The organism is Fuscovulum sp. (assembly GCA_035192965.1).
Classification (GTDB): Bacteria; Pseudomonadota; Alphaproteobacteria; order Rhodobacterales; family Rhodobacteraceae; genus Paragemmobacter.
Map to the genome: position 1 here is coordinate 2,564,770 of CP136571.1, position 25,109 is coordinate 2,589,878.

A 25,109-nucleotide genomic window follows, 5' to 3' on the forward strand; every position below is an offset into this window, starting at 1 on the left:
GGGTGTGGCGGGGGGTAACCCCGCCTTAGGCCCGGACCGCTTTGGCCGGCGTCTTTTCCGGTTTGACCACCTTTTCGGCCAGATCGCGGGCAATGGCGAAGGCGCCCTTGATGCGGTCTGCTTCCGTCTTCCAGTCGCGCATCAGCACGATCTTGTTGCCTTGCACGCGGTTGGCGGGATCGGATTTGATGAAATCCACCAACCCCGCCGGATTGGCGAATTTGTCGTTGTGGAATTGCACCGTGGCCCCTTTTGGCCCGGCATCCAGACGGCTGATCCCGGCGCGTTTGCACATCGATTTGATCCGCATGACGAGCATGAGGGTGTTCACCTCACGCGGGAGGGGACCGAAACGGTCGATCAGTTCGGCGGCGAAACCTTCAAGCTCGACCTTGGTGGTCAGCGATGACAGGCGGCGGTAAAGGCCGAGGCGGATGTCGAGATCGGGGATGTAATCTTCGGGGATCAGGACAGGGACGCCGAGATTGATCTGCGGCGCCCATTGGTCATCGAGGGGCGCAAGGCCGGAGAGTTCCCCGGATTTCAGCTTGGCGATCGTGTCTTCCAGCATCTGCTGGTACAGCTCATATCCCACTTCCTTGATATGGCCGGACTGTTCTTCGCCCAGAAGATTGCCCGCGCCGCGCAGATCGAGGTCATGCGAGGCGAGGTTGAAGCCTGCGCCGAGGCTGTCGAGGCTGCCAAGCAGGCGGAGGCGTTTCATCGCCTGCGGCGTCAGCGGCGCGCGGGGTTTGGTGGTGAGGAAGCAATAGGCGCGGGTCTTGGCGCGGCCCACCCTGCCCCGGATCTGATAAAGCTGGGACAGGCCGAACATATCGGCGCGGTGGATGATCATCGTGTTGGCAGTGGGAATGTCGAGCCCGGATTCCACGATGGTGGTGGAGAGGAGCACGTCATATTTGCCGTCGTAGAATTCGTTCATCCGTTCATCGAGGTCGCCCGCCGCAAGCTGGCCATGGGCAATGATGTAGGTGGCCTCGGGCACGTGGGTTTTGAGGAAATCTTCGATCTCTGGCAGGTCCGCGATACGCGGGACGACGATGAAGGATTGCCCGCCGCGATAGCGTTCGCGCAAAAGCGCCTCGCGCAGCGTGACGGGATCGAATTCGCTGACATAGGTGCGGATCGCCAGACGGTCGACAGGGGGCGTGGCGATGATCGACAGATCGCGCACCCCGGCGAGCGAGAGTTGCAGCGTGCGCGGGATGGGCGTGGCGGTGAGGGTGAGGACGTGGATTTCCGACCGCATCTCTTTCAGACGTTCTTTGTGAGAGACGCCGAAATGCTGTTCCTCATCGATCACCAGAAGGCCGAGGGTTTTGAAACGGATGTCCTTGGCCAAGAGCGCATGGGTACCGACGCAGATATCGACGGTGCCATCGGCAAGGCCCTGACGGGTGGCCTTTGCATCCTTGACCGACACGAAGCGCGACAGGGGTTTGACGGTGATGGGAAAGCCCCGGAAGCGTTCGGCGAAGCTGCGGTAATGCTGGCGCGCAAGCAGCGTGGTGGGGCAGATCACGGCGACCTGCATCCCTGCCAGCGCCGCGACGAAAGCCGCGCGCATGGCAACCTCTGTCTTGCCGAAGCCCACATCGCCCACAACGAGACGGTCCATCGGGCGGCCGGATTCAAGATCGGCTACCACATCGGCGATGGCGGTAAGCTGATCGTCGGTTTCCTGCCAAGGGAAGCGGGCGGCGAAGGCCTCCCACAGGCTATGCGGTGCCTCTAGGATGGGGGCGTGGCGCAGGGCGCGTTCGGCCGCGATGCGCATGAGGCGATCCGCGATTTCGCGGATGCGTTCCTTGAGTTTCGCCTTCTTGGCCTGCCAGGCGCCGCCACCGAGACGATCCAGAAGCCCCTCTTCATGGCCGTAGCGGGAGAGGAGTTCGATGTTTTCGACAGGCAGATACAGCTTGGCGTTTTCGGCATATTCCAGCGCCACGCAGGCATGGGGCGCGCCTAAGGCGGTGATGGTTTCAATGCCAAGGTAACGGCCCACGCCATGTTCGACATGGACCACCAGATCGCCGGGAGTGAGGGTGTCGACCTCACGCAGGAAATTCTCGGCTTTGCGTTTGCGTTTGGGTTTGCCGACGAGGCGATCACCCAGCACATCCTGTTCCGAGATCACGGCAAGGCCGGGGGCGGTGAAGCCCGCCTCAAGCGCCCAGACCATGAGGAAAAGGCCACCCTTGCCATCGGGCACATCGCGCAGGTCGCGGATGCGCTGCGCACCGCTGACGCCCTGATCGGTGAGCAGACCTTCGAGCCGTTCGCGCGCGCCATCGGACCATGAGGCGATGATGACCTGACGGTCTTGCAGCAGTTCCTTGACATGGGCGGCCAAGGCCCCGAACAGGCTGATGTTTTCCTGCTGGCGTTCGGGGGCGAAATTTCGGCCCATGCGACCGCCCGCATCCAGCACACCGGGACCGGGGGATTGCGGATTGGGCGACAGTTGGATCAGGCGATGGGGGGCGGTGGCCTGTTCCCACGCCGCATCGTCCAGATAGAGCAGTCCGGGGGCGACGGGTTTGTAGACACTGTCGAGCCGGCCCTTGGCCGACATCGCCTCACGCCTTGCGTCATATTGATCTTCGATCCCTTCCCAACGCGACAGGCGCGACGGGGTGATCTGGTCATCCAGCATCACCGTGGCATCGGGCAGATAGTCGAAGATCGTTTCCAGCCGATCGTGGAAGAAGGGCAGCCAGTGTTCCATGCCCTGATGCTTGCGGCCTGCGCTGACCGCTTCATAAAGCGGGTCGTCCGATCCCCCTGCCCCGAATTCGAGCCGGTAGGATTGGCGGAAGCGGGTGATCGCGGCCTCATCCATGATCACTTCGGACATGGGGGCGAAATCGACAGAGGTGAGCTTTTCCGTGGTGCGCTGGGTGTCGGGATCAAAGCGGCGCGCGCCATCCAGCACATCGCCAAAGAAATCCAGCCGGATGGGGGACCGGCTGCCCGGAGGCCAGATATCGACGATACCGCCGCGCAGGGCGAAATCACCCGGTTCGGCCACCGTAGAGGCCGGGGAAAAGCCCATGCGGGTGAGAAAGCCCTTCAGCCGTCCCTCATCCACGCGGTCCCCCACGCGGGCGGAAAAAGACGCGCCGCGGATCACATCCTTGGCCGGAAGGCGCTGGGTGGCGGCGGTCAGTGTGGTGAGCAGGATGAAGGGGCCTTTGATCCCATCGGCCAAGGCCGCCAGCGTTGCCATGCGGCGGGCGGAAATGGCGGGGTTCGGAGAGACCCGGTCATAAGGCAGGCAATCCCAGGACGGGAAATCCAGCACCAAGGCACCGGGGGCCATAACGGCAAGCGCGGCGGCCATCGCCTCGGCCCGTTTGTCATCGCGGGCGATGTGGATGATCGGCGCGCCCTTTTCCAGTTCACGGGAAAGGAGGCGGGCGTCGTACCCTTCGGGTGCGCCACCAAGGAGGATGCGTGTGCCGGTTTGCATGGCGACTGACTTAACCGCCGGGGCGGCGACGTCAACGCCTATTGCGGGTGTCTGCGTGAAGTCTGCGCAGGTGGCGCGCGGACAGGTCAGCCAAAGACGCCGCGGGTCAGGTTCTGATACATCCCGAACATGCCGGTGAAGAACAGCGCGAACATCCCCACGCTTTGCACCGTGATGCGGTGGCGGCGCAGGGCCCGAAGCAGGTCATCGCCGCGCAGATCAGCGCCTTCGATCCTGAGGCAGGTGCGCAGCGTCAATGTCCCCACGCCCAGCATCGGGATCAGAAGAAACAGCACCGCCTGGGCAAATTCCACCCGGTAAAGAATGGCCAGCATGAGCAATCCCGTCACCAGAAAAAACACGAACCAGATCAGGATCAGACCGCCGCTGCGCATCAGGAACAGGAAGCGCCGGGTGTAGATATGGGCCAGCGCCTCGACGTCTGCCATCGCCTGATCGCCATCGCGTTCGGCGCGGCGGATCAGATCATGCGGCACGCCGATGACGAAATGGCTGACGGTGGACCACATCACGGCCAGAGCCAGCCAGAACCAGAGGTTGGAGAAGGATCGCAGGTCGATCACTTCGAAGATCGTCTTGTACCAGTCCAACCCGCGCGTCCCTGTCTGCCAGTGCGCCCCTGCTGCGTCGTGACGGCTTGAGGCGCGGCTCTTTCTCTGGCAGGCAAGGGAGGTGGGCGCAAGCCCCCGATGGTTTTTCCCAACCCCGAGGCCCGCCTGATGAGACCGATTTCCGCCCCGACCCCGGCCACCCGCTTTCGCCGCCTGCGCCGGACTGCCGCGCTGCGGGCGCTGTCGCAGGAAACCTTGCTGGGGGTGGGTGATCTGATCTGGCCGGTTTTCGTGCGCGATGGCGTGGGGGTGCGCGAACCCATCGCCTCGATGCCGGGGGTGGAACGGCTGAGCGTGGATCTGATCGTGAAGGCTGCGGAAGAGGCGGCGGCCTTGGGCATTCCGGCGATCTGTCTGTTCCCCTATACCGACCCCGCGCTGAAGACCGAGGCCTGCGAAGAGGCGTGGAACCCCGACAATCTGGCCAATCGCGCGATCCGGGCGATAAAGGCGGCGGTGCCAGAGATCGCGGTGATGACGGATGTGGCGCTGGACCCTTACAACGCCAATGGCCATGACGGGCTGGTGGTTGATGGCGTTATCCTGAACGATGAAACCGTCGAGGCGCTGTTGAAGATGGCGCTGGCGCAAGCCGAGTCGGGGGCCGATATCCTTGGTCCTTCGGATATGATGGACGGCCGCATCGGCGCGATGCGGGGCGCGCTGGAGGCGGCGGGATACAAGGACGTGGCAATCCTGTCCTATGCCGCGAAATATGCCAGCGCCTTTTACGGCCCGTTCCGCGATGCGGTGGGGGCTTCGGGTGCGTTGAAGGGTGACAAGAAGACCTATCAGATGAACCCCGCCAATAGCGACGAGGCGCTGCGTCTGGTCGAGCGTGACCTGCGCGAGGGGGCGGATATGGTAATGGTCAAGCCGGGCATGCCGTATCTCGACATCTGCCGCCGGGTGAAGGATGCCTTTGGCGCGCCGACCTATGCCTATCAGGTGTCGGGCGAATACGCGATGATCCGGGGCGCGGCGGATCGCGGCTGGATCGATGGCGAAAAGGCGATGATGGAAAGCCTGATGGGGTTCAAGCGCGCAGGCTGCGACGGGATTCTGACCTATTTCGCGCCCGAAGCCGCCCGCAAACTGCGCGCGGGCTGGAGTTGGGGCTGATCAAGGCACCCCTGCCCATTCTTCTCTGGTCAAATATCCTCGGGGGTGAATTGGCGCAGAGCGCCAAGAGGGGGCAGAAGGCCCCCTTTTCCCTGTTCACGCAAAGCCCGGTTGGCGGGGCCTTGCCGGGGGTGCAGGCGGGGCATGACAGGGCGGCGGAATATAGCTATTGTGGCGCCTGAGCGGGGGCAGAGACCCCCGACGAGGCAAGAGAGGGCGGGTTTCATGGAACGGATTTCAAGACGGGCGCTTTTGGGCGGGGCCGGGGCATCATTGGCGCTCACGGCGGCTTGCGGCAATGGCGTGGGCGGTAGTGGCGCGCAGCAGATCGACGCGCGGGTGAGTGCGACACGGAATTTCCTGTTTTCCCGCTATCCCGGAACACAGGATCTGGCCGGGCGGGCGGCGGGGGTTCTCTACATGCCGCTGATCACGGAGGCCGGGTTCTTCATTGGCGGGGCCTATGGGCGCGGCGCGTTGCAGATCCGCGATGTGACGGTGGATTACTATTCCTCGACCAAGGCGAGCTATGGGTTGCAGATCGGCGCGCAGCAATATGCCCATGCGCTGTTCTTCATGACGCCCGAAGCTCTGGCCGAGTTCCGGTCATCGACCGGCTGGGCGGCAAGTGCCGATCTGAAATATGCGACACCCGAGCAAGGGGCCAGCATCGGCAAGGAAACCACCGAGATCGACCCGGTAATCGCGCTGGTCTTTGGCCAACAAGGCCTGATCGCCGGGGCGACGCTGGCCGGGGTGAAGTATACGCGCATCATTCCGTGATGCAGGGGGTGCGGGGGGGGCTGATGCCCCCCTGCCCCGACCGAGGCATCAGCTCAGGCGGCGGATCAGGCTTGAGGTGTCGTTTCGGCCGCCGCCCATGTTCTGCACATCCTTGTAGAACTGATCCACCAGCGCGGTGACGGGCAAGGACGCGCCAATTTCATCAGCTGTTTTCAGGCAGATGCCCAGATCCTTGCGCATCCAGTCAATTGCGAAGCCGAAATCAAATTCACCCTTCAGCATCGTCTTGTGGCGGTTGACCATTTGCCAGCTGCCCGCAGCACCCTGTGAAATGACTTCGACCACAGCCTCGCCGTCCAGCCCGGCCTTCTGGCCGAAGGCGAGCGCCTCGGACAGGCCCTGCATCAGTCCTGCGATGCAGATCTGGTTCATCATCTTGGCCAGTTGCCCGGCCCCGCTGTCGCCCAGACGGCGGCAGATGCGGGCATAGGCGGCGATGATGGGTTCGGCGCGGTCATAATCTTCGATGCTACCGCCGCACATCACGGAGAGTGCGCCGTTTTCGGCCCCCGCTTGCCCGCCCGAGACGGGCGCATCGACAAAGCCGATGCCTTGCGCGGCAGCGATGCCCGCAAGGTGACGAGTGATCTGGGCCGAGACGGTGGTGTGATCCACAAAGACCGTGCCCGGGGCCATGGCGGCAAAGGCCCCATCGGGGCCGGTGCAGATGTGATCAAGGTCATGATCATTGCCGACACAGGCCATCACGAATTCCGCGCCGGCCACGGCCTCGGCCGGGGTGCGGCCAAATTTGCCGCCATGGGCCGTGACCCAGGCCTCTGCCTTGGCGGTGGTGCGGTTGTAGACCGTCACTTGATGCCCCTTTGACGCCAGATGCCGTGCCATCGGCCCGCCCATCACGCCAAGACCCAGAAATGCCAGTCGCGCCATCGTTTACCCCCGTTGGATTGCCCTTCGATCTGCGATGGACTAGGAAGCCATACGGTAACCGTCGTCAAGAACAGGCCCCTGATGTTCCTTGTCTTTCGCTGGATGTTGCGCCTGTTTACAGGGATGATCGTCCTGTCGCTGCTGGCGGGGGTGATCCTGTACTATTTCCTGTCGCGGTCCTTGCCGGATTATGACGAGGATTTCGCGATTGCGGGCATTGCCGCCCCGGTCGAGATCGTGCGCAACAATGACAATGTGCCTCATATCTTTGGCGCGACGGATGCGGATGTGTTCTTTGCGCTGGGCTTTGCCCATGCGCAGGACCGGCTTTGGCAGATGACGATGCTGCGCCGCACGGTGCAGGGGCGGCTGTCCGAGGTGTTCGGCAACCGCACGCTGCGGATTGATGAGCTGATGCGGCGTTATGACCTTTACGGTCTGGCGCAAAGTTCGGTCGCGGTGCAGGACGGGCCGACGCAGGCGGCGCTGGAGGCCTATGCGCGGGGCGTGAATGCCTGGATCGGGGAAGTGAACCGCGAGGCGCGGGGGCGCGGTGCGCCGGAACTGTTTCTGTTTTCCAACGAGATCGCAGCCTGGCAACCGGCGGATTCCATTGCCATCCTGAAGCTGATGGCGCTGCAACTGTCGGGGCAGTTGGAGAATGAGGTGTTGCGGGCGCGCGTCTCGCTTGTACTGCCCGAGGCGCGGGTGCTGGATATCCTGCCCGATGCGCCCGGCAGCGGCGTGACCGCCCTGCCCGAGTTTTCCAGCCTTGTACCGGGGGTTTCCCCCAGCCTTGAGCCGATCCGGCGCGCATCGAATGATGTGCTGTCGCCTTTTCCCACGCGGGAACTGGCCGGGGCGTCGAACGCTTGGGCGGCGGTGCCGGCCCGGTCGGCGGCGGGTGGATCGCTGCTGGCCAATGACCCGCATCTGGGGTTCACCGCGCCGACCGTGTGGTATCTGGCGCGGCTTGAACTGGCGGCAGGCGGCGTGATCGGCGGCACGATCCCCGGTATTCCGGCGGTGCTGGTGGGGCGGTCCGAGGCGCTGGGCTGGGGGCTGACATCGAGCTATCTGGATGATCAGGACCTGTTCATTGAAGAGGTGAATCCCAACAATCCGGAACAGTATCGCACCCCGGACGGGTGGAAAGATTTCGTCACCCGCCGGTCGATCATCACCGTCAAGGATGAGGCCCCGGTTACCATTACCCTGCGTTGGACGGATAACGGGCCGGTCCTGCCGGGGACGCACTACGACATCGCCTCGGTCACGCCGGGCGGGCATGTCGCGGCGCTGTCATGGACGGCATTGACGGGTGAAGACACGTCGATGACGGCGGTGATCCGGATGATGGGGGCGGGTTCCGTGACCGAGGCCATGGAGACGGGCCGTTTGGTCGTGGCACCAGCGCAGAATGTGATGCTGGCCGATCAGCGCGGGATTTCCATGCAGCTGATGGGTGCGATGCCCGCGCGCGACCCTGCCCACCAGAGCAAAGGGCGGATGCCGGTGCCCGGCTGGATCGCCGAGAACCGCTGGCAGGGCATTCTGCCCTATGAAGACAATCCGCGGGTGATGAACCCGACCTCGGGCTTGTTGGGCAATACCAACAACAAGACGGTGGACCGGCCATTTCCGTTGCACGTGTCCTATGACTGGGGCGATACGCAGCGCATCCAGCGCTGGCTGACGCTGATGCAGGCGCGCGAGGTGCATACACGCGAAAGCTTTATCGAGGCGCAGTTGGACACGGTGAGCTTTACGGCGCGGTCGCTGTTGCCGCTGATCGGAGCGGATCTGTGGTTCACGGGCGAGGCGGCGCCGGAAGGCACTCCGGAGCGCCTGCGCCAGCGGGCGCTGGAGATACTGGCGGCGTGGAATGGCGAGATGAGCGAGCATCTGCCGGAGCCGCTGATCTATCAGGCGTGGGTGCGGGCGTTGCAGGACCGGCTGATCCGCGATGATCTGGGGCCGCTGGCGGATACTTTCACGCATATCGAACCGCTGCTGATCGAGCGTGTCTATCGCAACGTGGACGGGGCCAGCATCTGGTGTGACGTGGTGCAATCGGCGGTGGTGGAAAGCTGCGCCGATCTGGCTCGGATCGCGCTGGATGAGGCGCTGCTGACCTTGCAGGAAACCTATGGGCCGAACCCGGAAAGCTGGCGCTGGGGCGACGCGCATCAGGCGACGCATGACCATCCAGTTCTGGGGAACCTGCCGGTTTTCAGGTATTTCGTGAACATCCGCCAATCCACCAGCGGCGATGACCACACGCTGATGCGCGGCAAGACCAAGGGCGAAGGACCGGAGCCCTTCCTGAACGTGCATGGCGCGGGGTTCCGCGGGGTGTATGATTTTGCCGACCCGGACTCATCGGTCTTTATCACCTCGACCGGGCAATCGGGCCACCCGCTGAGCCGGTTCTATGATGATCTGGGCGAGTTGTGGCGGCGGGGCGAATATGTGCCCATGTCGCTGGACCCCGAGCTTGCACGGGCGGCGGCGGTCGGCGTGACCGTACTGACACCTGCGGCGGAATAGTCCCCCCTGCCCCAAACTGTTCCGGCCTGACGCTTGACCTTTCGCCGCCGCGCAACATTATTGCGTGACGGCGGGGATCAAGGAAAAAAGATGACCGAAGCATTCGGCGCATGGGTGGGCCGGGTCGAAGAGGCCCGTGACGAGATCACGGCGCGGCAAGCGCGGCAGATGGCGGCCACGCTGGGGGTTTCCGGCGATTTTGCCCCAGGCGCGGCGCTGCCGCCGCTGTGGCATTGGATGGGATGGACGCCCGAAGCGGCGATGGCCGAACTGGGCACAGACGGGCATCCGGCGCGGGGCGGGTTTTTGCCGCCGGTGCCGCTGGAGCGGCGAATGTGGGCAGGCGGGCGGCTGCGGTTTCTGGCCCCGCTGCGGATCGGAGAGCCGCTTTATCGGCGGTCAGAAATCCTGAAGGTTTCGGAAAAGACCGGTACGACGGGGCGGATGGTGTTCGTCACTGTGCGCCACGATGTGCATGGCGCGGCCGGGTTGGCGGTGGAGGAAGAACAGGACATCGTTTTCATCGCCATGCCGGAGCGGTTTACCCCGCCGCCGCCCGTCAGCGCGCCTGCGTCGGAGTGGTCAGAGTCGGTGGTGATGGATGAGGTGCGCCTGTTTCGCTATTCGGCGCTGACCTTCAACGCGCATCGCATCCATTTCGACCTGCCCTATGCGACGGGGGTGGAGAAATACCCCGGTCTGGTGGTGCATGGGCCGATGCAGGCGATGCTGTTGATGGAGGCGGCACGCGCGCGGCGTGGCGGGGCGGTGCCGGCAGGATACAGGTTCCGGGGGGTTCGGCCGCTGTTCCATTTCGATGCGCTGACCCTGCAAGGCACGGGCGATGCGGTGGCGACGGTGAATGGCGATGGTCTGGTCTGCATGCAGGCCGAACTGGCCTGGGAGGGCTGATTGATGGCGGGCGTGCTGGCGGGAATGCGGGTGGTGGAGGGATCGGCCTTTGTGGCGGTGCCGCTGGCGGGGATGACACTGGCGCAGATGGGGGCGGATGTGATCCGCTTTGACCGCCCGCAGGGGGGGCTGGACGCGCATCGCTGGCCCGTGACGAAAGACGGGGCGAGCCTGTTCTGGGCGGGAATGAACAAGGGCAAGCGGTCACTGGCGGTGGATATGTCACGGCCCGAGGGGCAGGAGATCGTGGCCGAATTGATCTGCGCGCCGGGGCCGGATGCGGGGATGTTCCTGACCAATCTGCGCGCGCGGGGCTGGATGGATTACCCCGCGTTGCAGGCGCGGCGGGAGGACCTGATTATGGTGTCGTTGACTGGCACGCGCCGGGGCGAGCCTGCCGTGGATTACACGGTGAACCCGTCGCTGGGCTTTCCCATGGCCACCGGGGCGGAAGGATCGACGGAGCCTGTGGCGCATGTGCTGCCCGCCTGGGATTGCATCGCAGGAGGCATGGTGGTGAACGCGCTGCTGGCGGCAGAGCGGCATCGTTTGCGCACGGGCAAGGGGCAGTTGGCGGAACTGTCGCTGAAGGACGTGGCGGCGGCGATGATGGCAAACCTTGGGATCGTGGGTGAGGTGGTGGCCAATGGGGTGGACCGGGCCAAGGCGGGCAATGCGCTTTACGGCGCCTATGGGCAGGATTTTGTGTTGGCCTGCGGGACGCGGGTGATGGTGGTGGGCCTGACCGACAGGCAATGGCGTGGGCTGGTCAAAGTGACCGAGAACGAGGCCGCGATAGCAGCGCTTTCGCAGCGATTGGGGATGGACCTGCGGCAGGAAGGCAACCGCTGGCTGGCGCGAAAGGAGATCACGGCGGTTCTGGAACCGTGGTTTGCCGCGCGGCAACTGGCAGAGTTGGCGGCACTGTTTGACGGGGCGGGGCTGACCTGGTCAGTCTTTCGCAGCTTTGCGGGGGCGGTGGCCGAGGACCCGGACCTGTCGTCCGACAATCCGATGTTCGCGATGCTGGATCAGCCGGGGATCGGGCGGTTGCCGGTGCCGGGATCGCCGGTGGCGTTTTCTGCCTTTGCCCGCATGGGGCCTGTCGCGGCCCCCGTGCTGGGGGAGCATACCGAAGAGATATTGGGTGATCTGCTGGGGCTTGGGGCGGGGCAGATCGGCAAGTTGATGGATGCAGGCGTGGTGGCGCAGGGGACCAGACCGGCGGTGCGCGCGGCCTGATCCCCTGCCCGACTGTCAGACCAGCGCAGCCGCGACCGTCACGGCCATCGGTGTGGTGGGCCGCCCGATCAGGCGCGACAGGGTGCGGCTGTCATCAAACAGCGCGCCCTTGCCTGCCTGAACGTCGCTGTCGGCCAGCACATAGGCAAAGCCCGCCGGAAGGCCGAAGGATTCCAGGATGCCGGCATAGGTGTCGGGCGGCAGGTCGTTATACGGAATGGTCTTGCCGGTGAGGCGCGACACTTCGGCTGCCATGTCGGCATAGGAATAGGTGGCGTCGCCTGCCAGTTCGTAGATGGCATTGTCATGGCCGGAGGTCGCAGCAGTGGCAGCAATCGCATCGGCGTAATCGGCGCGGGCGGCCGAGGAGAAGCGCCCTGCCCCGGCAGAGCCGATCATCGCGCCGGCGGCGATGGCTCCACCCAGACTGCCGGTGTGGTTTTCGGTGTACCAGCCGTTGCGCAGGATCGTATAGGTCAGGCCCGAAGCGAGGATGGCTTCTTCGGTGGCCTTGTGATCGGCAGCGAGCAGCATGGTCGACTTCGTGGCGTTCAGCAGGCTGGTATAGAGGATGCGGCCCACGCCTGCGGCCTTGGCGGCGGCGATGACATTGCGGTGCTGGCCTGCGCGGTCGTCGAAATCGTTGGACGAGATCAGGACCAGCGTGGTGACGCCCTTGAGCGCCGGGGCGAGCGTTTCAATTGCCTTGTAATCGAAAGCGCGGGCTTCGACGCCGAGATCGGCAGCTTTGGCCGGATCGCGGACAAGGGCGATGGGGGATTGGCCGCGGGCCTTGAGGGCGCCGATGGCAAGGCGGCCAAGTTGGCCGGTGGCACCGGTGATGGCGATGGTCATGGGACTCTCCGTTCATTGACTATGGGCAGGAGATGGCGGGTTTACTTACGAAAAGGAAGTACGTACATTTAGGTAAGTATCCACTTTCTGCGCACAGGGCCTGTGATGAAGGACTTTCCGTTGCCGACAAGCATTCCGCCATCCGCGCACACGCCAAATGTGCTGCATCCGGCCTGCCCGTCGCGGCAGGTGCTGGGGCATCTGACCAGCCGTTGGGGGGCTTTGATCCTTGTGGCGCTGGCGGGCAAGACCCTGCGCTTTTCGGCGTTGCGCCGCGCGTTGGGGGATGTGAGCGAGCGGATGCTGGCCCAGACCCTGCAAGGGTTGGAGGCAGATGGCATGGTGCGGCGGGTGGCCCATGACGTGGTGCCGCCGCATGTGGATTATTCGCTGACCGAGATCGGCGAGGAAGCGGCGGGTCTGGTGACGGGGCTTGCGCAATGGGTGGAGCGGCGATTGCCGGAGATTCTGGCACGGCGTGGCGCATGTTGAGGGTGTGACCGGGGGCCAGCCCCCGGACCCCCCGGATACTTGGGCAGAGAAGATGGGGGAAGTGCCAAGTGGCCAGGATCAGCCGAGATCGCGGTAGCGTTTCTCTTGCCGGGCGGTCCAGCGGACGGCGACGGCAAAGCCGGTGTCAGTAGGGGTTTCCGACAGCACGACACCTTCGGCATAGAGCCACGCGCGGCGGCGGCCATCGGTGAAGGGTACGGCGAAGGTGCGGTCGGTCTTTTCTTCATCAAAGGCGGCAGAGACGGCGTCAAGCAGGCGGTCGATGCCTTCGCCGGTAAGCGCGGATACGGGAAAGACGCGGTCGCGGGTGGCTGCCTGCTGGGTGAGCGCCTCGCGCTGCGCGGCGTCGACCAGATCGAGCTTGTTCCAGATTTCGAACTGCGGCGTGGCGGGGCCAACGCCCAAGGATTGCAGGATTTCGGCCACATCGGCGGCCTGTTCGTTGGTTTCCGGATGCGCGATGTCGCGGACGTGGAGGATGAGATCGGCCTCCAGCACCTCTTCCAGCGTGGCGCGGAAGGCGGCGACAAGCTGGGTCGGCAGGTCGGAGATGAAGCCCACGGTATCGGACAGGATCACTTTGCGCCCGGATGGCAGGGTGACGCCGCGCATGGTGGGATCGAGCGTGGCGAAGAGCATGTCCTTGGCCAGCACCTCGGCCCCTGTGGCGCGGTTGAAGAGCGTGCTTTTTCCAGCGTTGGTGTAGCCAACAAGCGCCACGATGGGGAACGGCACCTTGCGGCGGGCGGCGCGGTGAAGCTCGCGGGTTTTCACCACCTTGTCCAACTGGCGCTTCAGGCGGATCACCTGATCGTCGATGGCGCGGCGGTCTGCTTCGATCTGCGTCTCGCCGGGGCCGCCGACAAAGCCGAAACCGCCGCGCTGACGTTCGAGGTGGGTCCAGGCGCGGACAAGACGGGTGCGTTGATAGCTGAGCGCGGCGAGTTCGACTTGCAACACGCCTTCGCGGGTGCGGGCACGGTCGGCGAAAATCTCAAGGATCAGGCCAGTCCGGTCGAGCAGTTTGACGCCCCATTCCTTTTCCAGATTGCGTTGCTGCACGGGGGAAACAGGCCCGTCGACCAGCACGAGGGCGATGTCTTCGGCCTTGAAGCGGGCCTTGAGATCATCGACCTTGCCAGAGCCAAACAGCATGCCGGGATGCAGGCGCGGCAGGCGGATCACCTCGCCCCCCACGACATCCAGTTCCGGCAGGGCATTGGCGAGGCTGATCGCCTCGGCCAGCCCATGTTCGGGCAGACGGCGCGATTTGGCAGAGCGGATGTCGGGATGCAGGACAAAGGCCCGCGTGGCGCGGGCCGCAGTAGAGCGGTCACGTTCAACCCGCTCGGTCAAGAGCGGGAGATCGTCATCCTCGTCTTCGGGGCGGTCTGAAATCAGTCTTCGCCTTCATAGAGGTTGATCGGCGCGCCGGGCATGATGGTGGAAATCGCATGCTTGTAGACAAGCTGCGACTGCCCATCGCGGCGCAGAAGAACGCAAAAATTGTCAAACCAAGTGATTACACCCTGAAGCTTGACCCCGTTGATCAGGAAAATCGTCACCGGAACCTTGGCTTTTCGGACGTGATTGAGAAAGGCGTCCTGCAAATTCTGTTTATCGCCGGCCATTTTTGTCTTTGCCTTTGTTATTGGTCTTGTCGCGCAGGTTGGACACCCGTTCCCTCAGCCCGGGCTGCCGTCCAACGGAACAAAGTATGTAATGCCTTGCAGACAGTTTCCAGCCCAAAAACAGAGTTTTAGATGCCTGTTACAGGGCTGCCTCTCAGTTGCGCCAGCTGTCGGGGGCAAGCAGAACAAGAATCGCCAGAAGCTCTAGCCGCCCGATGACCATGGCGACGCCCAGAATGGCCTTGGCGGCGGCGGGAAGAAGGGCAAGGGCGATGGGATCGGTGGCAGCGACACTGGTGAGCGGCCCGGTGGTGGTCAGCGCGCCAAGGGTGAGGATCAGGGCGGTTTCAAACTCGATCCCGGCAAGGGCGAGGGCTGCCACAAGGATCGCGATGGACAGCGCGAAGAGCATGAAAAAGATCCAGGCGAGATAGGCCCCTTCACGCCGCAGGCGGCGGGCGGATTGGCCTGAGCCGCCGACGGAATTCGGGTGAATCAGGCGTTCCAATTCACGTTCGCCATGGCGGAACAGGGCATAGACGCGCAAAAGTTTCACCCCACCCGCCGTGGTGGCGATGCCGCCGCCAAAGATGGCAAGGCCTGCGAGCACAAGGCCCGGCGTTTCCAGCCCCGACCAGTTGCGCGCGGTGACCCAATCGGCCGAGGTGAAGCCCGTGGTGGTGAGGAAGGAGAGCGTGGTAAACAGCGCCCCCCAGAGTGCGCGCAGGCCGGAGAGGACGTCGCCCCCGACCATATCCGCGCCTTCGGTCGCGGCAAGCCAGTGCCGCAGAAACAGGAGCAGCGGGATGACCGCCAGCAGGAAAAGCGACATGCGCAATTCGGCGTCACCGGTGATGCGGGTGTCGGGGTCATATGAGAAAGAGCCCGGCCAGAGCCTGCGCGTAACGGCGAGGAAGAGTGCGGCGAAGATCGCCACTTCGGCCAGGAAGGTGGAGCCTTCCACCGGCAGCCCGCCCGTCGGGCTTATCCCCGAGGTGGAGATGGTCGACATGGCATGGATGAGCGCCGGAAGGTTCGGCTGCCCGGCCATCAGCAGCGCCACCCAGAGCGCGATGGTAACCCCGGCATAGACCGGCAGGATCGCCGCGGCCTGTTTGGCCACACGGCGGGCAGGATCGGCGGTTGCGGTGATCTGTGACAGGCCTTCGGCCCCGCGCCCGGGAACGCGGCCCGACATCACCTCGATCCCGCCCAGTGTCATGGGGGCGAGGATGGCCACAGCAGCGACAAGGATGAAGAAGCCCCCCATCCAGCCCACCTGCGCGCGCCAGAGATGGATGGAAAGCGGCAGGCGGTCGGGGGCATAGAGCGTGGCCCCGGTGGTGGTGAAGGAGGAGATCATCTCAAGCCAGGCGTTGGACCAGCTTGTATCGGGCAGCGCCTGCACGAAGGGAAGCGCCATCATCACCGGCAGCACGCCATAAGCGGCAACAAGTGCCGTCAGGTTGGCGCGGGCGGGGTTGCGCGCGCGTTGGTTGACGGTGGCAATGCCGATCATCCCGGTCAGGATCAGCAGGATGACGCCTGAATAGAAGAAGGCGCGTGCGGTATCGTGGTCGCGCAGGATCACCGCATGGGCGGCAGGCAGCCACATCGACAGCGCCGTGATCCCCATGAGCAGGACCAGAAGCGGCAGTTCCGACAGGCGGCGCCACATGATCAGAAGAAGTCGATGGAGACTTGCAGCAGGCGTTCCACCTCGCGCACGTCCTTGGCCATGGTGAAAAGGGCAATCACGTCGCCAGCTTCGATCCGGGTATCGCCGGTGGGTTTAAGCACTTTGTCCCCCTTCATCAGGCCGCCCACGAGGACGCCTTCGGGAAATTCGATATCGCGAATCTGCCGCCCGGCGAGGGGCGAGGTGGACAGGACCTGCGCTTCGATCATTTCGGCCTCGGCGTCGCCAAGGGAGTAGATCGCGCGCACCTTGCCGTGGCGGATGTGGCGCAGGATGGACGAGACGGTGGTGGCGCGCGGGTTGATATATGCGTCGATGTCCAAGGGGCCCATCAGGGGGGCGAGCGTTGGATCGTTGACCAAGGCAATGGACATGGGACAGCCCGCCTGTTTGGCGCGGACCGAGACGAGGAGGTTGGTCTTGTCATCATCCGTGACGGCCAGCACGGCATCGGCGCGATCAATCGAAGCTTCCAGCAGGATGTCCATATCCATGCCGTCGCCGTTCAAGACGATGGTGCGTTCCAGGCTGTCGGCGGCGCGTTCGGCACAGGCGCGGTTCTTTTCGATGATCTTGCAGCGGACCCGGTCGGTCCGCCGTTCCAAGGCACGGGCCACGCCAAGGCCAACATTGCCGCCACCGATGATGACGATGCGTTCCTGTTTCTTGGTCTGCTTGCCAAAGATTTCCAGCGTGCGGTTGACGTCTTCGGAATGGGTGAAGACGTAGATCTGATCGTCAGGGAACAGCTGGTCCCCCGGATCGGGAGCAAAGAGCCGCCCTTCGCGGCGCACGCCAACAACGATGGCGCGCAGGGTGGAAAACAGATCGCTAAGCTGGCGCAGGGGCGTGTTAACGACGGGGCAATCCTCATCAAGCTGGATGCCCAGAAGCTGCGCCCGGCCCAGCATGAAACTTTCGGTGTCAAAGGTGGCAGGTGCGGCCAGGCGTTGCAGCGCGGCCTCGGCCACCTCACGTTCCGGGCTGATCACCACATCGATGGGCAGGTGATCGCGGCGGTAGAGATCGGAATAGATCGCGTCCAGATAGGATTGCGCGCGCAGGCGGGCGATTTTGCGCGGGACGGAAAAGATGGCATGGGCCACTTCGCAGGCGACCATGTTCACCTCATCGGAATGGGTGGCGGCGATGATCATGTCGGCATCGCGGGCCCCTGCCCGTTCCAGCACATCCGGGTAGGAGGCAAAGCCCACAACCCCCTGCACATCCAGCGTATCGGTGGCACGGCGGACAAGATCGGCGTTCACATCGACCAGCGTCACGTCGTTCTTTTCGCCGGACAGTTGGCGGGCGATCTGCCAACCCACCTGCCCTGCCCCGCAGATGATCACCTTCATGCCTGCCTCCGGTTCATCGCGCCCCCTGAGTGGCAGATGGGGGGGCGGTGGTCAATGGTGGGGCGGCGGTAAGGGATCACACCTCTTCGCCCTCGTCCTCATCCATGTCCTCATCCAGCCGGGCCATGCGGCCGCCGCTTTTGGAGGTGGTGACGACGCCCAAGGATTTCAGTTTGCGGTGGAGCGCCGAGCGTTCCATGCCGACAAAGCTGGCGGTGCGGCTGATATTGCCGCCGAAGCGGTTGATCTGGGTGAGGAGGTATTCGCGTTCGAACACCTCGCGTGCTTCGCGCAAGGGCAGCGTGGCCATGGCACCGCCAAGGACAAGGCGGCCGGTTTCGCCTTCGGGCGCGTCCTGCCCCGGCAATTCGCGGGCGTCGATGGGGCCGGAGCCATCGCCGAGGATAAGGACGCGTTCAATCACGTTGCGCAATTGGCGTACGTTGCCGGGCCAAGGCATTGTTTGCAGCATCGCCTCAGCCTCGGTCGACAGGGTGCGGAGCGGCAGGCCCTGGCTGCGGTGGAACATGTCGATGAAATGGCGGGTCAGCTCGGGGATATCTTCGCGCCGGTCTTCCAGGCTGGGAACCGGGATCGGCACAACATTGAGCCGGTCATAAAGTTCCTGCCGGAAGCGGCCGGAGGCGATTTCGTTGCGCAGGTCGCGGGTGGTGGACGAGATCACGCGCAGATCGACGCGGACCTTGTCGGTGCCGCCGGCACGGGTGAATTGCTGTTCCACCAACACGCGTAGGATTTTTGACTGCGTGCCCAGCGGCATATCGGCCACCTCGTCGAAATAGACGACGCCGCCGTGGGCCTGTTCCAGAAGGCCCTTTTCCACCCCGCGTTCGCTGGTTTCGCGGCCGAACAGAACCTCTTCCATCCGTTCCGGTTCGATCGTCGCAGAGGAAACCGACACGAAGGGCGCGCTGGCGCGGTTGGAATTGGAATGGATGAAGCGGGCGGCCATTTCCTTGCCCGATCCGGCGGGGCCGGTGAGCATGACGCGGCCATTGGATTTGGTGACCTTTTCAAGCTGCGATTTCAGGGCTTTGAAGGCCGGGCTGTTGCCCAGCATTTCGGATGAGGTCACATCCTTGCGGCGCAGTTCCGAGTTTTCGCGGCGCAGGCGCGAGGTTTCCATCGCGCGGGAGACAACGACCATCAACTGGTCGATGTTGAAAGGCTTTTCGATGAAGTCATAGGCGCCTTGCTTGATCGCGGCGACCGCGATTTCGATGTTGCCGTGACCAGAGATGATGACAACCGGGACATCGGGGTTGTCACGCTTGACCGTTTTCAGAATGTCGATCCCGTCCATCCGGCTGTCTTTCAGCCAGATATCAAGGATCATCAGCGCAGGAGGTTCGGCGTTAATCTCGGTCATGCAATCGTCGGAGTTCCCGGCGAGGCGAACGAGGAAACCTTCGTCCTTGAGAATATCCCCGATCAATTCGCGGATGTCTTTTTCGTCGTCTACAATAAGAATGCTGCTCATCTTCATACCCCCTGGGCGGCGAGTGCTGCGGGTTTGCGGCTGCGGCTTCGCGGGGCGCGCGGCAGCCTGATCTCTGCCATGGCCCCGTGGTGGCTGTTGCCTTGGAAAACAGGTGCATCGAGAAGGGCGAGCGTGCCGCCATGTTCCTCGATGATCTTCTTGACGATGGGCAGGCCAAGGCCGGTGCCCTTTTCGCGGGTGGTGACGTAGGGTTCAAAAAGCCGCGCGCGGTCCGGCGGCAGGCCGGTGCCATTGTCCATGATGCGGATGATGGCCATCTCGGGTTCGCTGGTCAGGCTGACGCGAATTTCGGGCCGATGGCCGGCGGGCGCGCCTTTTTCTTGCAGGGTTTCGATGGCCTCACCCGCGTTTTTGATGAGGTTGGTCAGGGCCTGGCTGATCATAGTGGAATCGAGGTCCAGCATCAGGGGCGCATCGGGCAGATCACGAACAAAGGTGACGCCGGGCTGACCGCTTTCCTGCAACAAGATTGCATCGCGCAAGAGCGCCGTCAGGTCGTTCTCGCGCCGGTCGGGTTCGGGCATGCGGGCGAATTTGGAAAATTCGTCCACGATGCGGCGCAGATCGTTGGTCTGGCGAACGATGACATCGGTGTATTGGTCAAGATCTTCGGGTTCGTTCACCTGCGGGCGGAATTTGCGCTTGATGCGTTCGGCAGAGAGCGCGATGGGGGTGAGCGGGTTCTTGATCTCATGCGCGATGCGGCGGGCGACATCGCCCCACGCGGCCATGCGCTGGGCGGAGACGAGATCGGTCACATCATCGAAGGCCACGACGTAGCCTTCCAGACCGCCCGCATCATTGCTGCGTTCGGACATGCGCACAAGCAGGCTTTCCAGCTTGCCCCGGCGGGTTAGGCGAACCTCTTCCTGTGCGGCAGACAGGCCGCTTTCCAACAGCCGTTCAAAGAGCGGGCCGAATTCCGGAACGGCGACGGCCAGTTCGACATCGGCGGACAGGCCCACGCCCATGTCGAGCAGGCGTTCGGCGGCGCGGTTGGCAAAGTCGATCTTTCCATCGGAATCGAGGCCGATGACGCCCGCGGTGACGTTAGAGAGGACCGAGTCGAACAGGCGGCGGCGGCGTTCGGTCTGGCTATGGCTTTCGACCAGCGCGTCGCGCTGACCTTTCAGCTGGCGCGTCATGCGGTTGAAGGACCGGCCGAGCGAGGCGATTTCGTCATCGCCCTCTTCTTCGCGCACCTGCACGTCGAGATTGCCTTGGCCGACGCTTTCGGCCGCTTCGGCCAGACGGCCCACGGGGCGCGACAGGCGTTCGGCGAACCACAAACCGATCCAGACAGCGGCGAGGATGAGGATGAGGGCGAAGCCCAGATAGAGCAGGCCAAACTCGAACAGCAAGCGCCCGCGTTCGGATTCAAGCTGGTGATAAAGTGCCACGGTTTCGCGTGTGCCATCCAGAAGCGACAGGATAGAGCCGTCGACCGTGCGGGAGATATAGAGATAGCGGTCTGCAAAGGCATCCAGATGCACGAGGGCGCGGAATTCGTTGTTGCCCCAATCCTGAATCAGCACGGTTTCCCCTGCACGGGCGCGCTGAATTTCCTCGGTCGTGGGCTGTTCGAAATCGAACAGATAGCTGCGTTCGCCGCGCGTCATCAACTCGCCGGCGCCGTTGATGAGATAGGCCTCTTTCAGCCCACGCTGGATCGTGGCCTGTGCCTGCGTCAGCACCGGGCGCATCTGGTTGTCTTCGAGGAAGAACATCGACTGTTTGAACAGGTTCAGATCGCGGGCCAGCGCCTCGGCGTCTTCGATCAGGTCTTGGCGGTGTTCCTGTTCATAAGCCTCGGCCGCGGAAAGCGAAGAACCGACAACAGAGCGGACACGTTCGGAGAACCAGCCTTCGAGGCCGAAATTCACCGTGACCACGGCAAAGACAGCGACGAGGATGGTGGGGACAAGCGCCACACCCGCAAAAACGAATGTCAGCCGCAAGTGGAGGCGGGACCCAGCGGATTTACTGCGCCGATCGGCAATCATGCGCACGACCCGCGCCATGACGAGGGTTGCGACGACGAGGATATAGACAAGGTCGGCCAGCAGGATCAGCCGCAAGGCGGGCGAATTGCCACCCTGATTGAGTGGGCCAAGCGCAAGGAAAGTGGCAACCGCCAGCAGCGGGCCAAGAAACACCAGACCGAAGGTCATGGCGTTCTGGAACTGGCGCTGCCTGCGCAGGCGCGAAAGCCGCGCCCAGGTGTTGCTGCCAACGCTGCGATGCACGCCGACCGATCCCTTCATCACGAGGGACCGATTCCCCCGCCGCCCATATGTTGTGGCCCAAAATGCCTTGCGGCAGGGGGGACACGCTTGATGTTGCGGTTTTACATCAGCTTGCGGCGGCGAGTCACGCGGATATCGAGATCAGTGATCTTCTTGCGCAAAGTATTGCGATTGATGCCGAGAAGATCGGCGCATTTGGCCTGATTTCCGGCTGTGGCATCCAGCGCGATTTCGATGAGCGGTGTTTCGACCTCGCGCAATATCCGCTGATAGACGCCTGCGGGGGGCAGTTGGCCGCCATGCAGATCGAAGTAGCGCTTCAGATGGCGCGCGACCGAGGCGGAGAGTTTTTCGCCTTCCCCCCCACCTTTCAGCGGTTCCATCGTGGGCTGGCTGCCCAGCACGGTTTCAACTTCGGCCTTGGTGATTTCAGCCTCGGACGAGGTGACCATCAGGCGGCGCAGGGTATTTTCCAATTGCCGCACATTGCCGGGCCAAGAATAGGCCCGGACGAGTTCGCGCGCATCGTTGGACAGGCGGCGCAAGGCGCTGGAATCGCGTTCACCGCGCGCAAGGAAGTGTTCGGCCAGAAGCGGGATGTCATCCACCCGTTCGCGCAGGGCAGGAACGTGAAGGGTGACGCCGGACAGGCGATAGAACAGGTCCTGCCGGAACTGCCCCCCCTCCATCCGGGCGGACAGGTCGGTTTGCGAGGTGGCCATGATGCGGGGCGCGTTGTCGCCCGCCAGATCCAGCATCCGCACAATGCGAGCCTGCATGTCATCGTCGTAATCGGCGACCTCATCGAAGACGAGGCTACCGCCACGGGCGCGCGCCATCAGGGCCGAGGGGCCATCCATGCCGGCAAGATCGGCAGCCTGCGCCACGACAAAGGGTTGGGAACGGCGGTCCGAGAAATCATGGATCGCCTTGGCGATGAGGCTTTTGCCGGTGCCCGATTCGCCGGTGATCAGCACGGCGAGATCGGTGTTCATCACCCGGGCCACAAGCCGGTAAAGCGCCTGCATGGCGGTGGTACGACCAACCAGCGGCAGATCATCGCCTGCCTCGCGCGGGGTTACGACGCGGGCCGGGGCACGGCGTTTCTGTTCCAACGCGCGGGCGGACCGCTTCATCAGATCGGGCAGGTCAAAGGGTTTGGGCAGGTAATCGAATGCCTCGGCCTCAGCGGCCTGAATGGCGGTCATGATGGTGTTCTGGGCGGAAATCACGATGACCGGAAGGCCGGGGCGCATCTTGGAGATGCGGGGCAGCGCATCCAGCCCGTTGCCATCGGGCATGATGACATCAGAGATCACCAGATCGCCCTTCCCTTCTTCGACCCAGCGCATCAGCGTCATCAGGCTGGAGGTTGCGTGAACCTTGCACCCCGCCCGCGTCAGTGCCTGCGTCAGAACGGTGCGGATCGTGCGATCGTCGTCGGCAACGAGGACGGTGCCATCCATCAGGCTTTCTCCTTCTTGTCCTTAGGCACCATGGGGAGAGAGACCCGAAACACGGTGCGTCCTGGCACCGAATCCACGGAAATCCATCCTTCATGGTCGGAAATGATCTTGGAAACGAGGGCGAGCCCCAGCCCGGTGCCGTTTTCACGGCCCGAAACGAAGGGTTCAAAAATATCGGCGGCAATCTCGGGCGGGATGCCGGGGCCGTCATCGATGATTTCAATTTGCAGAGGCAGCGCCGCCGGGCGCCCATCCTTGCCACGCAGGCGCAGCGACAGGTCATAGAAGGTGTGCAGGCGGATCGTCCGCCCCTCGCCCGACCGTTGGCAAGCCTCGGCTGCGTTCTTGATCAGGTTGAGAAAGACCTGAAGCAGTTGGTCCGGATCGGCATAGGTGGGGGGGAGCGAGGGATCGTAATCTTCGGTGATCTGCATATGGGCGGCGAAGCCGACCATGGCGGATTTGCGGGCGCGATCCAGCGCGTCATGGATGTTCACAGGGCGGCGTTCGGGTGGGCGGAGATTGCCGAACTGTTCCACCTGTTCCAGCAGTTTGACGATGCGGCGGGTTTCTTCGACGATCAGATCGGCAAGTTCGCGATCTTCGGGCGGCAGGTTCATCCCGATAAGCTGCGCCGCGCCGGAAATCCCGGCGAGCGGGTTCTTGATTTCATGCGCCAGCATCTCGGCCATGCCGATGGCGGATTTGGCGGCGGATTTTACCTGCATGGCGCGACCGAGCCGGTCGGCGATGTCGCGCGGCGAGATGATCAACAGGATCACCTCGGGGTTGTCGTGCATCGGTGCGACCTGGATGTTGCACTGCACGGGCGCGCGTTCGCCGGTGGTGACGTCCACATCATTGATGAAGAGCGGCGATTGGTTCAGGCGGGCACGGACCAGCGCCTCATCCATGGGGGCGTCGATGGCGAGCCGGTCAAAGGCGGGTTGGCCCATGAGGCTGCGCGATGAGGCGTTGAGGAAGGTTTCGCCCGCGGGGTTCACCTCGGCGATGCGGTTGTCGGGGCCGATCAACAGTGCCGGCAGCGGCAGCGAGGCCCAAACGACACCGGGAACCGGGTATGGCGTGCGGTAGGGCGTCATGCGGCCACCTGCCCCGTGTCGGAAAAGACCGACCGGATGAGCCGCAGAACGATGGCGGGATCATCGGCGGTCAGAATGGCGTTGCGGGCCCCTGCCCCGGCCCCGGCCGTATCGAGATACCAGCCGAGGTGCTTGCGCGCACAGCGCAGGCCAAGGGAGGGACCGTAGAAGGAAAGCATGTCTTCGTAATGCCCGGCGACCATGTCAGCCAAGGACGCGCCCTGCGGGATGACGGGTGCAGGCGTGGCGTAAAGGGCATGGGCGATTTGGGCCAGGCGCCAGGGCGCACCCTGCGCGCCGCGCCCGATCATGACGCCATCCGCCCCGGACAGGCGCAGCGCCTGTGTTGCGGTGGCCGCATCGGTGATGTCGCCATTGGCGATGACGGGAATGGAGACGGCCTGCTTGACCCGCGCGATGGCCGCCCAATCGGCGGCCCCCTTGTAGAACTGGCAGCGGGTGCGGCCATGAATGGTGATCATCTGCACCCCCGCCCCTTCGGCGCGCTTGGCGAGGTCGGGCGCGTTGAGAAGCGCGTCATCCCAGCCGAGGCGGGTTTTCAGGGTGACGGGAACAGAAACGGCCTGCACAACCGAGTCTATGAGTTCCAGCGCAAGGTCGAGGTCGCGCAGCAGGGCCGAGCCGCAGAGGCCCGTGGTGACCCGTTTGGAAGGACAGCCCATGTTGATGTCAATGATCCGGGCGCCGTTCGATTCCATCAATCGGGCAGCTTCGGCCATCCAGTAGGGATCACGACCGGCGAGTTGCACGGAAGTGGCCTGATCGCCCAGCCCCAGTTCGGCGCGGGCCCGCGCTTCGGGCTGGGCTTGAACGACCTCTTGGCTTGCCACCATTTCGGACACGACAAGGCCAGCCCCGAACCGCGCCACAAGACGGCGGAAGGGAAGATCGGTAATCCCCGCCAAAGGTGCGAGGAGAACGGGAGGATGGATCGTCTGTGATCCGAGGCAGAGGGCCAATTGCCTGTTCCTTGTGCAGATAGGATCGTGTTTGCGGCTGTACCGATGCAAAGCCAAGGGTGGATGACGTGAGTATGTCTTAAAAACTGG

General features: G+C 63.8%; 19 protein-coding genes. 6 read left to right on the forward strand and 13 right to left on the reverse strand.

What is annotated here, in order from left to right; all coding sequences use genetic code 11:
• Positions 1–25: 25 nt before the first annotated feature.
• Positions 26–3,493: a transcription-repair coupling factor gene (gene mfd / locus RSE12_12635; GenBank protein ID WRH61230.1), complete on the reverse strand. Its 3,468-nt coding sequence runs from the start codon at positions 3,491–3,493 to the stop codon at positions 26–28.
• 86 nt (positions 3,494–3,579) lie between these two features.
• Complete coding sequence (locus tag RSE12_12640) at positions 3,580–4,104, reverse strand: component of SufBCD complex (protein WRH61231.1); 525 nt, start codon at positions 4,102–4,104, stop codon at positions 3,580–3,582.
• A 129-nt stretch (positions 4,105–4,233) separates the two neighbouring features.
• Between RSE12_12640 and hemB the strand changes: the two genes are divergently transcribed.
• Positions 4,234–5,247: a porphobilinogen synthase gene (gene hemB, locus RSE12_12645; GenBank protein WRH61232.1), complete on the forward strand. Its 1,014-nt coding sequence runs from the start codon at positions 4,234–4,236 to the stop codon at positions 5,245–5,247.
• Between the two features lie 225 nt (positions 5,248–5,472).
• Complete coding sequence (locus RSE12_12650; GenBank protein ID WRH61233.1) at positions 5,473–6,030, forward strand: YSC84-related protein; 558 nt, start codon at positions 5,473–5,475, stop codon at positions 6,028–6,030.
• Between the two features lie 48 nt (positions 6,031–6,078).
• On the opposite strand, the gene RSE12_12655 is transcribed toward RSE12_12650, so the two are convergent.
• Positions 6,079–6,942, reverse strand: coding sequence for an NAD(P)-dependent oxidoreductase (locus tag RSE12_12655; protein ID WRH61234.1), 864 nt, complete (start codon positions 6,940–6,942; stop codon positions 6,079–6,081).
• A gap of 81 nt (positions 6,943–7,023) precedes the next feature.
• On the opposite strand from RSE12_12655, the gene RSE12_12660 reads away from it, so the two are divergent.
• The 3 genes from RSE12_12660 to RSE12_12670 all read left to right on the forward strand — a co-directional run bounded on the left by RSE12_12660 (position 7,024) and on the right by RSE12_12670 (position 11,646).
• Positions 7,024–9,492: a penicillin acylase family protein gene (locus RSE12_12660; GenBank protein WRH61235.1), complete on the forward strand. Its 2,469-nt coding sequence runs from the start codon at positions 7,024–7,026 to the stop codon at positions 9,490–9,492.
• A gap of 90 nt (positions 9,493–9,582) precedes the next feature.
• The gene (locus RSE12_12665; protein WRH61236.1) at positions 9,583–10,404 is read left to right on the forward strand and encodes a MaoC family dehydratase N-terminal domain-containing protein; all 822 of its coding nucleotides are present in this window, start codon (positions 9,583–9,585) and stop codon (positions 10,402–10,404) included.
• A gap of 3 nt (positions 10,405–10,407) precedes the next feature.
• Positions 10,408–11,646 (forward strand): CoA transferase, encoded by a 1,239-nt coding sequence (locus RSE12_12670; protein ID WRH61237.1) that lies wholly within the window; start codon positions 10,408–10,410, stop codon positions 11,644–11,646.
• Positions 11,647–11,661: 15 nt separating this feature from the next.
• Here the strand turns inward: RSE12_12670 and RSE12_12675 are convergent, their stop codons facing one another.
• The gene (locus tag RSE12_12675) at positions 11,662–12,501 is read right to left on the reverse strand and encodes an SDR family oxidoreductase (protein WRH61238.1); all 840 of its coding nucleotides are present in this window, start codon (positions 12,499–12,501) and stop codon (positions 11,662–11,664) included.
• Between the two features lie 105 nt (positions 12,502–12,606).
• Here RSE12_12675 and RSE12_12680 point away from each other — a divergent pair, with 105 nt between their 5' ends.
• Positions 12,607–12,993 carry a helix-turn-helix domain-containing protein gene (locus RSE12_12680; protein WRH61239.1) on the forward strand — a complete coding sequence of 129 codons (387 nt, stop codon included), beginning with the start codon at positions 12,607–12,609 and terminating at the stop codon, positions 12,991–12,993.
• A 78-nt stretch (positions 12,994–13,071) separates the two neighbouring features.
• Here the strand turns inward: RSE12_12680 and hflX are convergent, their stop codons facing one another.
• The 9 genes from hflX to dusB form a co-directional block, all read right to left on the reverse strand.
• Positions 13,072–14,412, reverse strand: coding sequence for a GTPase HflX (gene hflX / locus RSE12_12685; GenBank protein ID WRH64816.1), 1,341 nt, complete (start codon positions 14,410–14,412; stop codon positions 13,072–13,074).
• Entirely contained in the window at positions 14,412–14,645 is a 234-nt protein-coding gene (gene hfq / locus RSE12_12690) for an RNA chaperone Hfq (GenBank protein ID WRH61240.1), read from the reverse strand. The genes hflX and hfq overlap by 1 nt, the downstream gene beginning before the upstream one ends.
• Positions 14,646–14,799: 154 nt before the next feature.
• Positions 14,800–16,323: a potassium transporter TrkG gene (locus RSE12_12695; protein ID WRH61241.1), complete on the reverse strand. Its 1,524-nt coding sequence runs from the start codon at positions 16,321–16,323 to the stop codon at positions 14,800–14,802.
• Between the two features lie 2 nt (positions 16,324–16,325).
• Positions 16,326–17,702 carry a Trk system potassium transporter TrkA gene (gene trkA, locus RSE12_12700; GenBank protein ID WRH61242.1) on the reverse strand — a complete coding sequence of 459 codons (1,377 nt, stop codon included), beginning with the start codon at positions 17,700–17,702 and terminating at the stop codon, positions 16,326–16,328.
• A 76-nt stretch (positions 17,703–17,778) separates the two neighbouring features.
• Positions 17,779–19,203 (reverse strand): sigma-54 dependent transcriptional regulator, encoded by a 1,425-nt coding sequence (locus RSE12_12705; GenBank protein ID WRH61243.1) that lies wholly within the window; start codon positions 19,201–19,203, stop codon positions 17,779–17,781.
• 2 nt (positions 19,204–19,205) lie between these two features.
• Positions 19,206–21,488, reverse strand: a complete 2,283-nt coding sequence (locus RSE12_12710; GenBank protein ID WRH61244.1) for a PAS domain-containing sensor histidine kinase — start codon at positions 21,486–21,488, stop codon at positions 19,206–19,208.
• 83 nt (positions 21,489–21,571) lie between these two features.
• On the reverse strand, positions 21,572–22,936 hold the full coding sequence (locus RSE12_12715) for a response regulator (protein ID WRH61245.1): 1,365 nt from the start codon (positions 22,934–22,936) through the stop codon (positions 21,572–21,574).
• Entirely contained in the window at positions 22,936–24,039 is a 1,104-nt protein-coding gene (locus RSE12_12720) for an ATP-binding protein (GenBank protein WRH61246.1), read from the reverse strand. The genes RSE12_12715 and RSE12_12720 overlap by 1 nt, the downstream gene beginning before the upstream one ends.
• Positions 24,036–25,019 (reverse strand): tRNA dihydrouridine synthase DusB, encoded by a 984-nt coding sequence (gene dusB, locus RSE12_12725; protein ID WRH61247.1) that lies wholly within the window; start codon positions 25,017–25,019, stop codon positions 24,036–24,038. The genes RSE12_12720 and dusB overlap by 4 nt, the downstream gene beginning before the upstream one ends.
• Positions 25,020–25,109 lie beyond the last annotated feature (90 nt).

Coding starts and splice junctions, on each gene's coding strand:
- RSE12_12680 (WRH61239.1), top strand. CDS start 12,607: ATGAAGGACTTTCCGTTGCCGACAAGCATTCCGCCATCCGCGCACACG.
- RSE12_12715 (WRH61245.1), bottom strand. CDS start 22,936: ATGGATGGCACCGTCCTCGTTGCCGACGACGATCGCACGATCCGCACC.
- RSE12_12705 (WRH61243.1), bottom strand. CDS start 19,203: ATGAGCAGCATTCTTATTGTAGACGACGAAAAAGACATCCGCGAATTG.
- RSE12_12710 (WRH61244.1), bottom strand. CDS start 21,488: ATGAAGGGATCGGTCGGCGTGCATCGCAGCGTTGGCAGCAACACCTGG.
- RSE12_12720 (WRH61246.1), bottom strand. CDS start 24,039: ATGACGCCCTACCGCACGCCATACCCGGTTCCCGGTGTCGTTTGGGCC.
- RSE12_12670 (WRH61237.1), top strand. CDS start 10,408: ATGGCGGGCGTGCTGGCGGGAATGCGGGTGGTGGAGGGATCGGCCTTT.
- trkA (WRH61242.1), bottom strand. CDS start 17,702: ATGAAGGTGATCATCTGCGGGGCAGGGCAGGTGGGTTGGCAGATCGCC.
- RSE12_12665 (WRH61236.1), top strand. CDS start 9,583: ATGACCGAAGCATTCGGCGCATGGGTGGGCCGGGTCGAAGAGGCCCGT.
- RSE12_12650 (WRH61233.1), top strand. CDS start 5,473: ATGGAACGGATTTCAAGACGGGCGCTTTTGGGCGGGGCCGGGGCATCA.
- hemB (WRH61232.1), top strand. CDS start 4,234: ATGAGACCGATTTCCGCCCCGACCCCGGCCACCCGCTTTCGCCGCCTG.
- mfd (WRH61230.1), bottom strand. CDS start 3,493: ATGCAAACCGGCACACGCATCCTCCTTGGTGGCGCACCCGAAGGGTAC.
- hfq (WRH61240.1), bottom strand. CDS start 14,645: ATGGCCGGCGATAAACAGAATTTGCAGGACGCCTTTCTCAATCACGTC.
- RSE12_12675 (WRH61238.1), bottom strand. CDS start 12,501: ATGACCATCGCCATCACCGGTGCCACCGGCCAACTTGGCCGCCTTGCC.
- RSE12_12660 (WRH61235.1), top strand. CDS start 7,024: ATGTTCCTTGTCTTTCGCTGGATGTTGCGCCTGTTTACAGGGATGATC.
- RSE12_12655 (WRH61234.1), bottom strand. CDS start 6,942: ATGGCGCGACTGGCATTTCTGGGTCTTGGCGTGATGGGCGGGCCGATG.
- RSE12_12695 (WRH61241.1), bottom strand. CDS start 16,323: ATGTGGCGCCGCCTGTCGGAACTGCCGCTTCTGGTCCTGCTCATGGGG.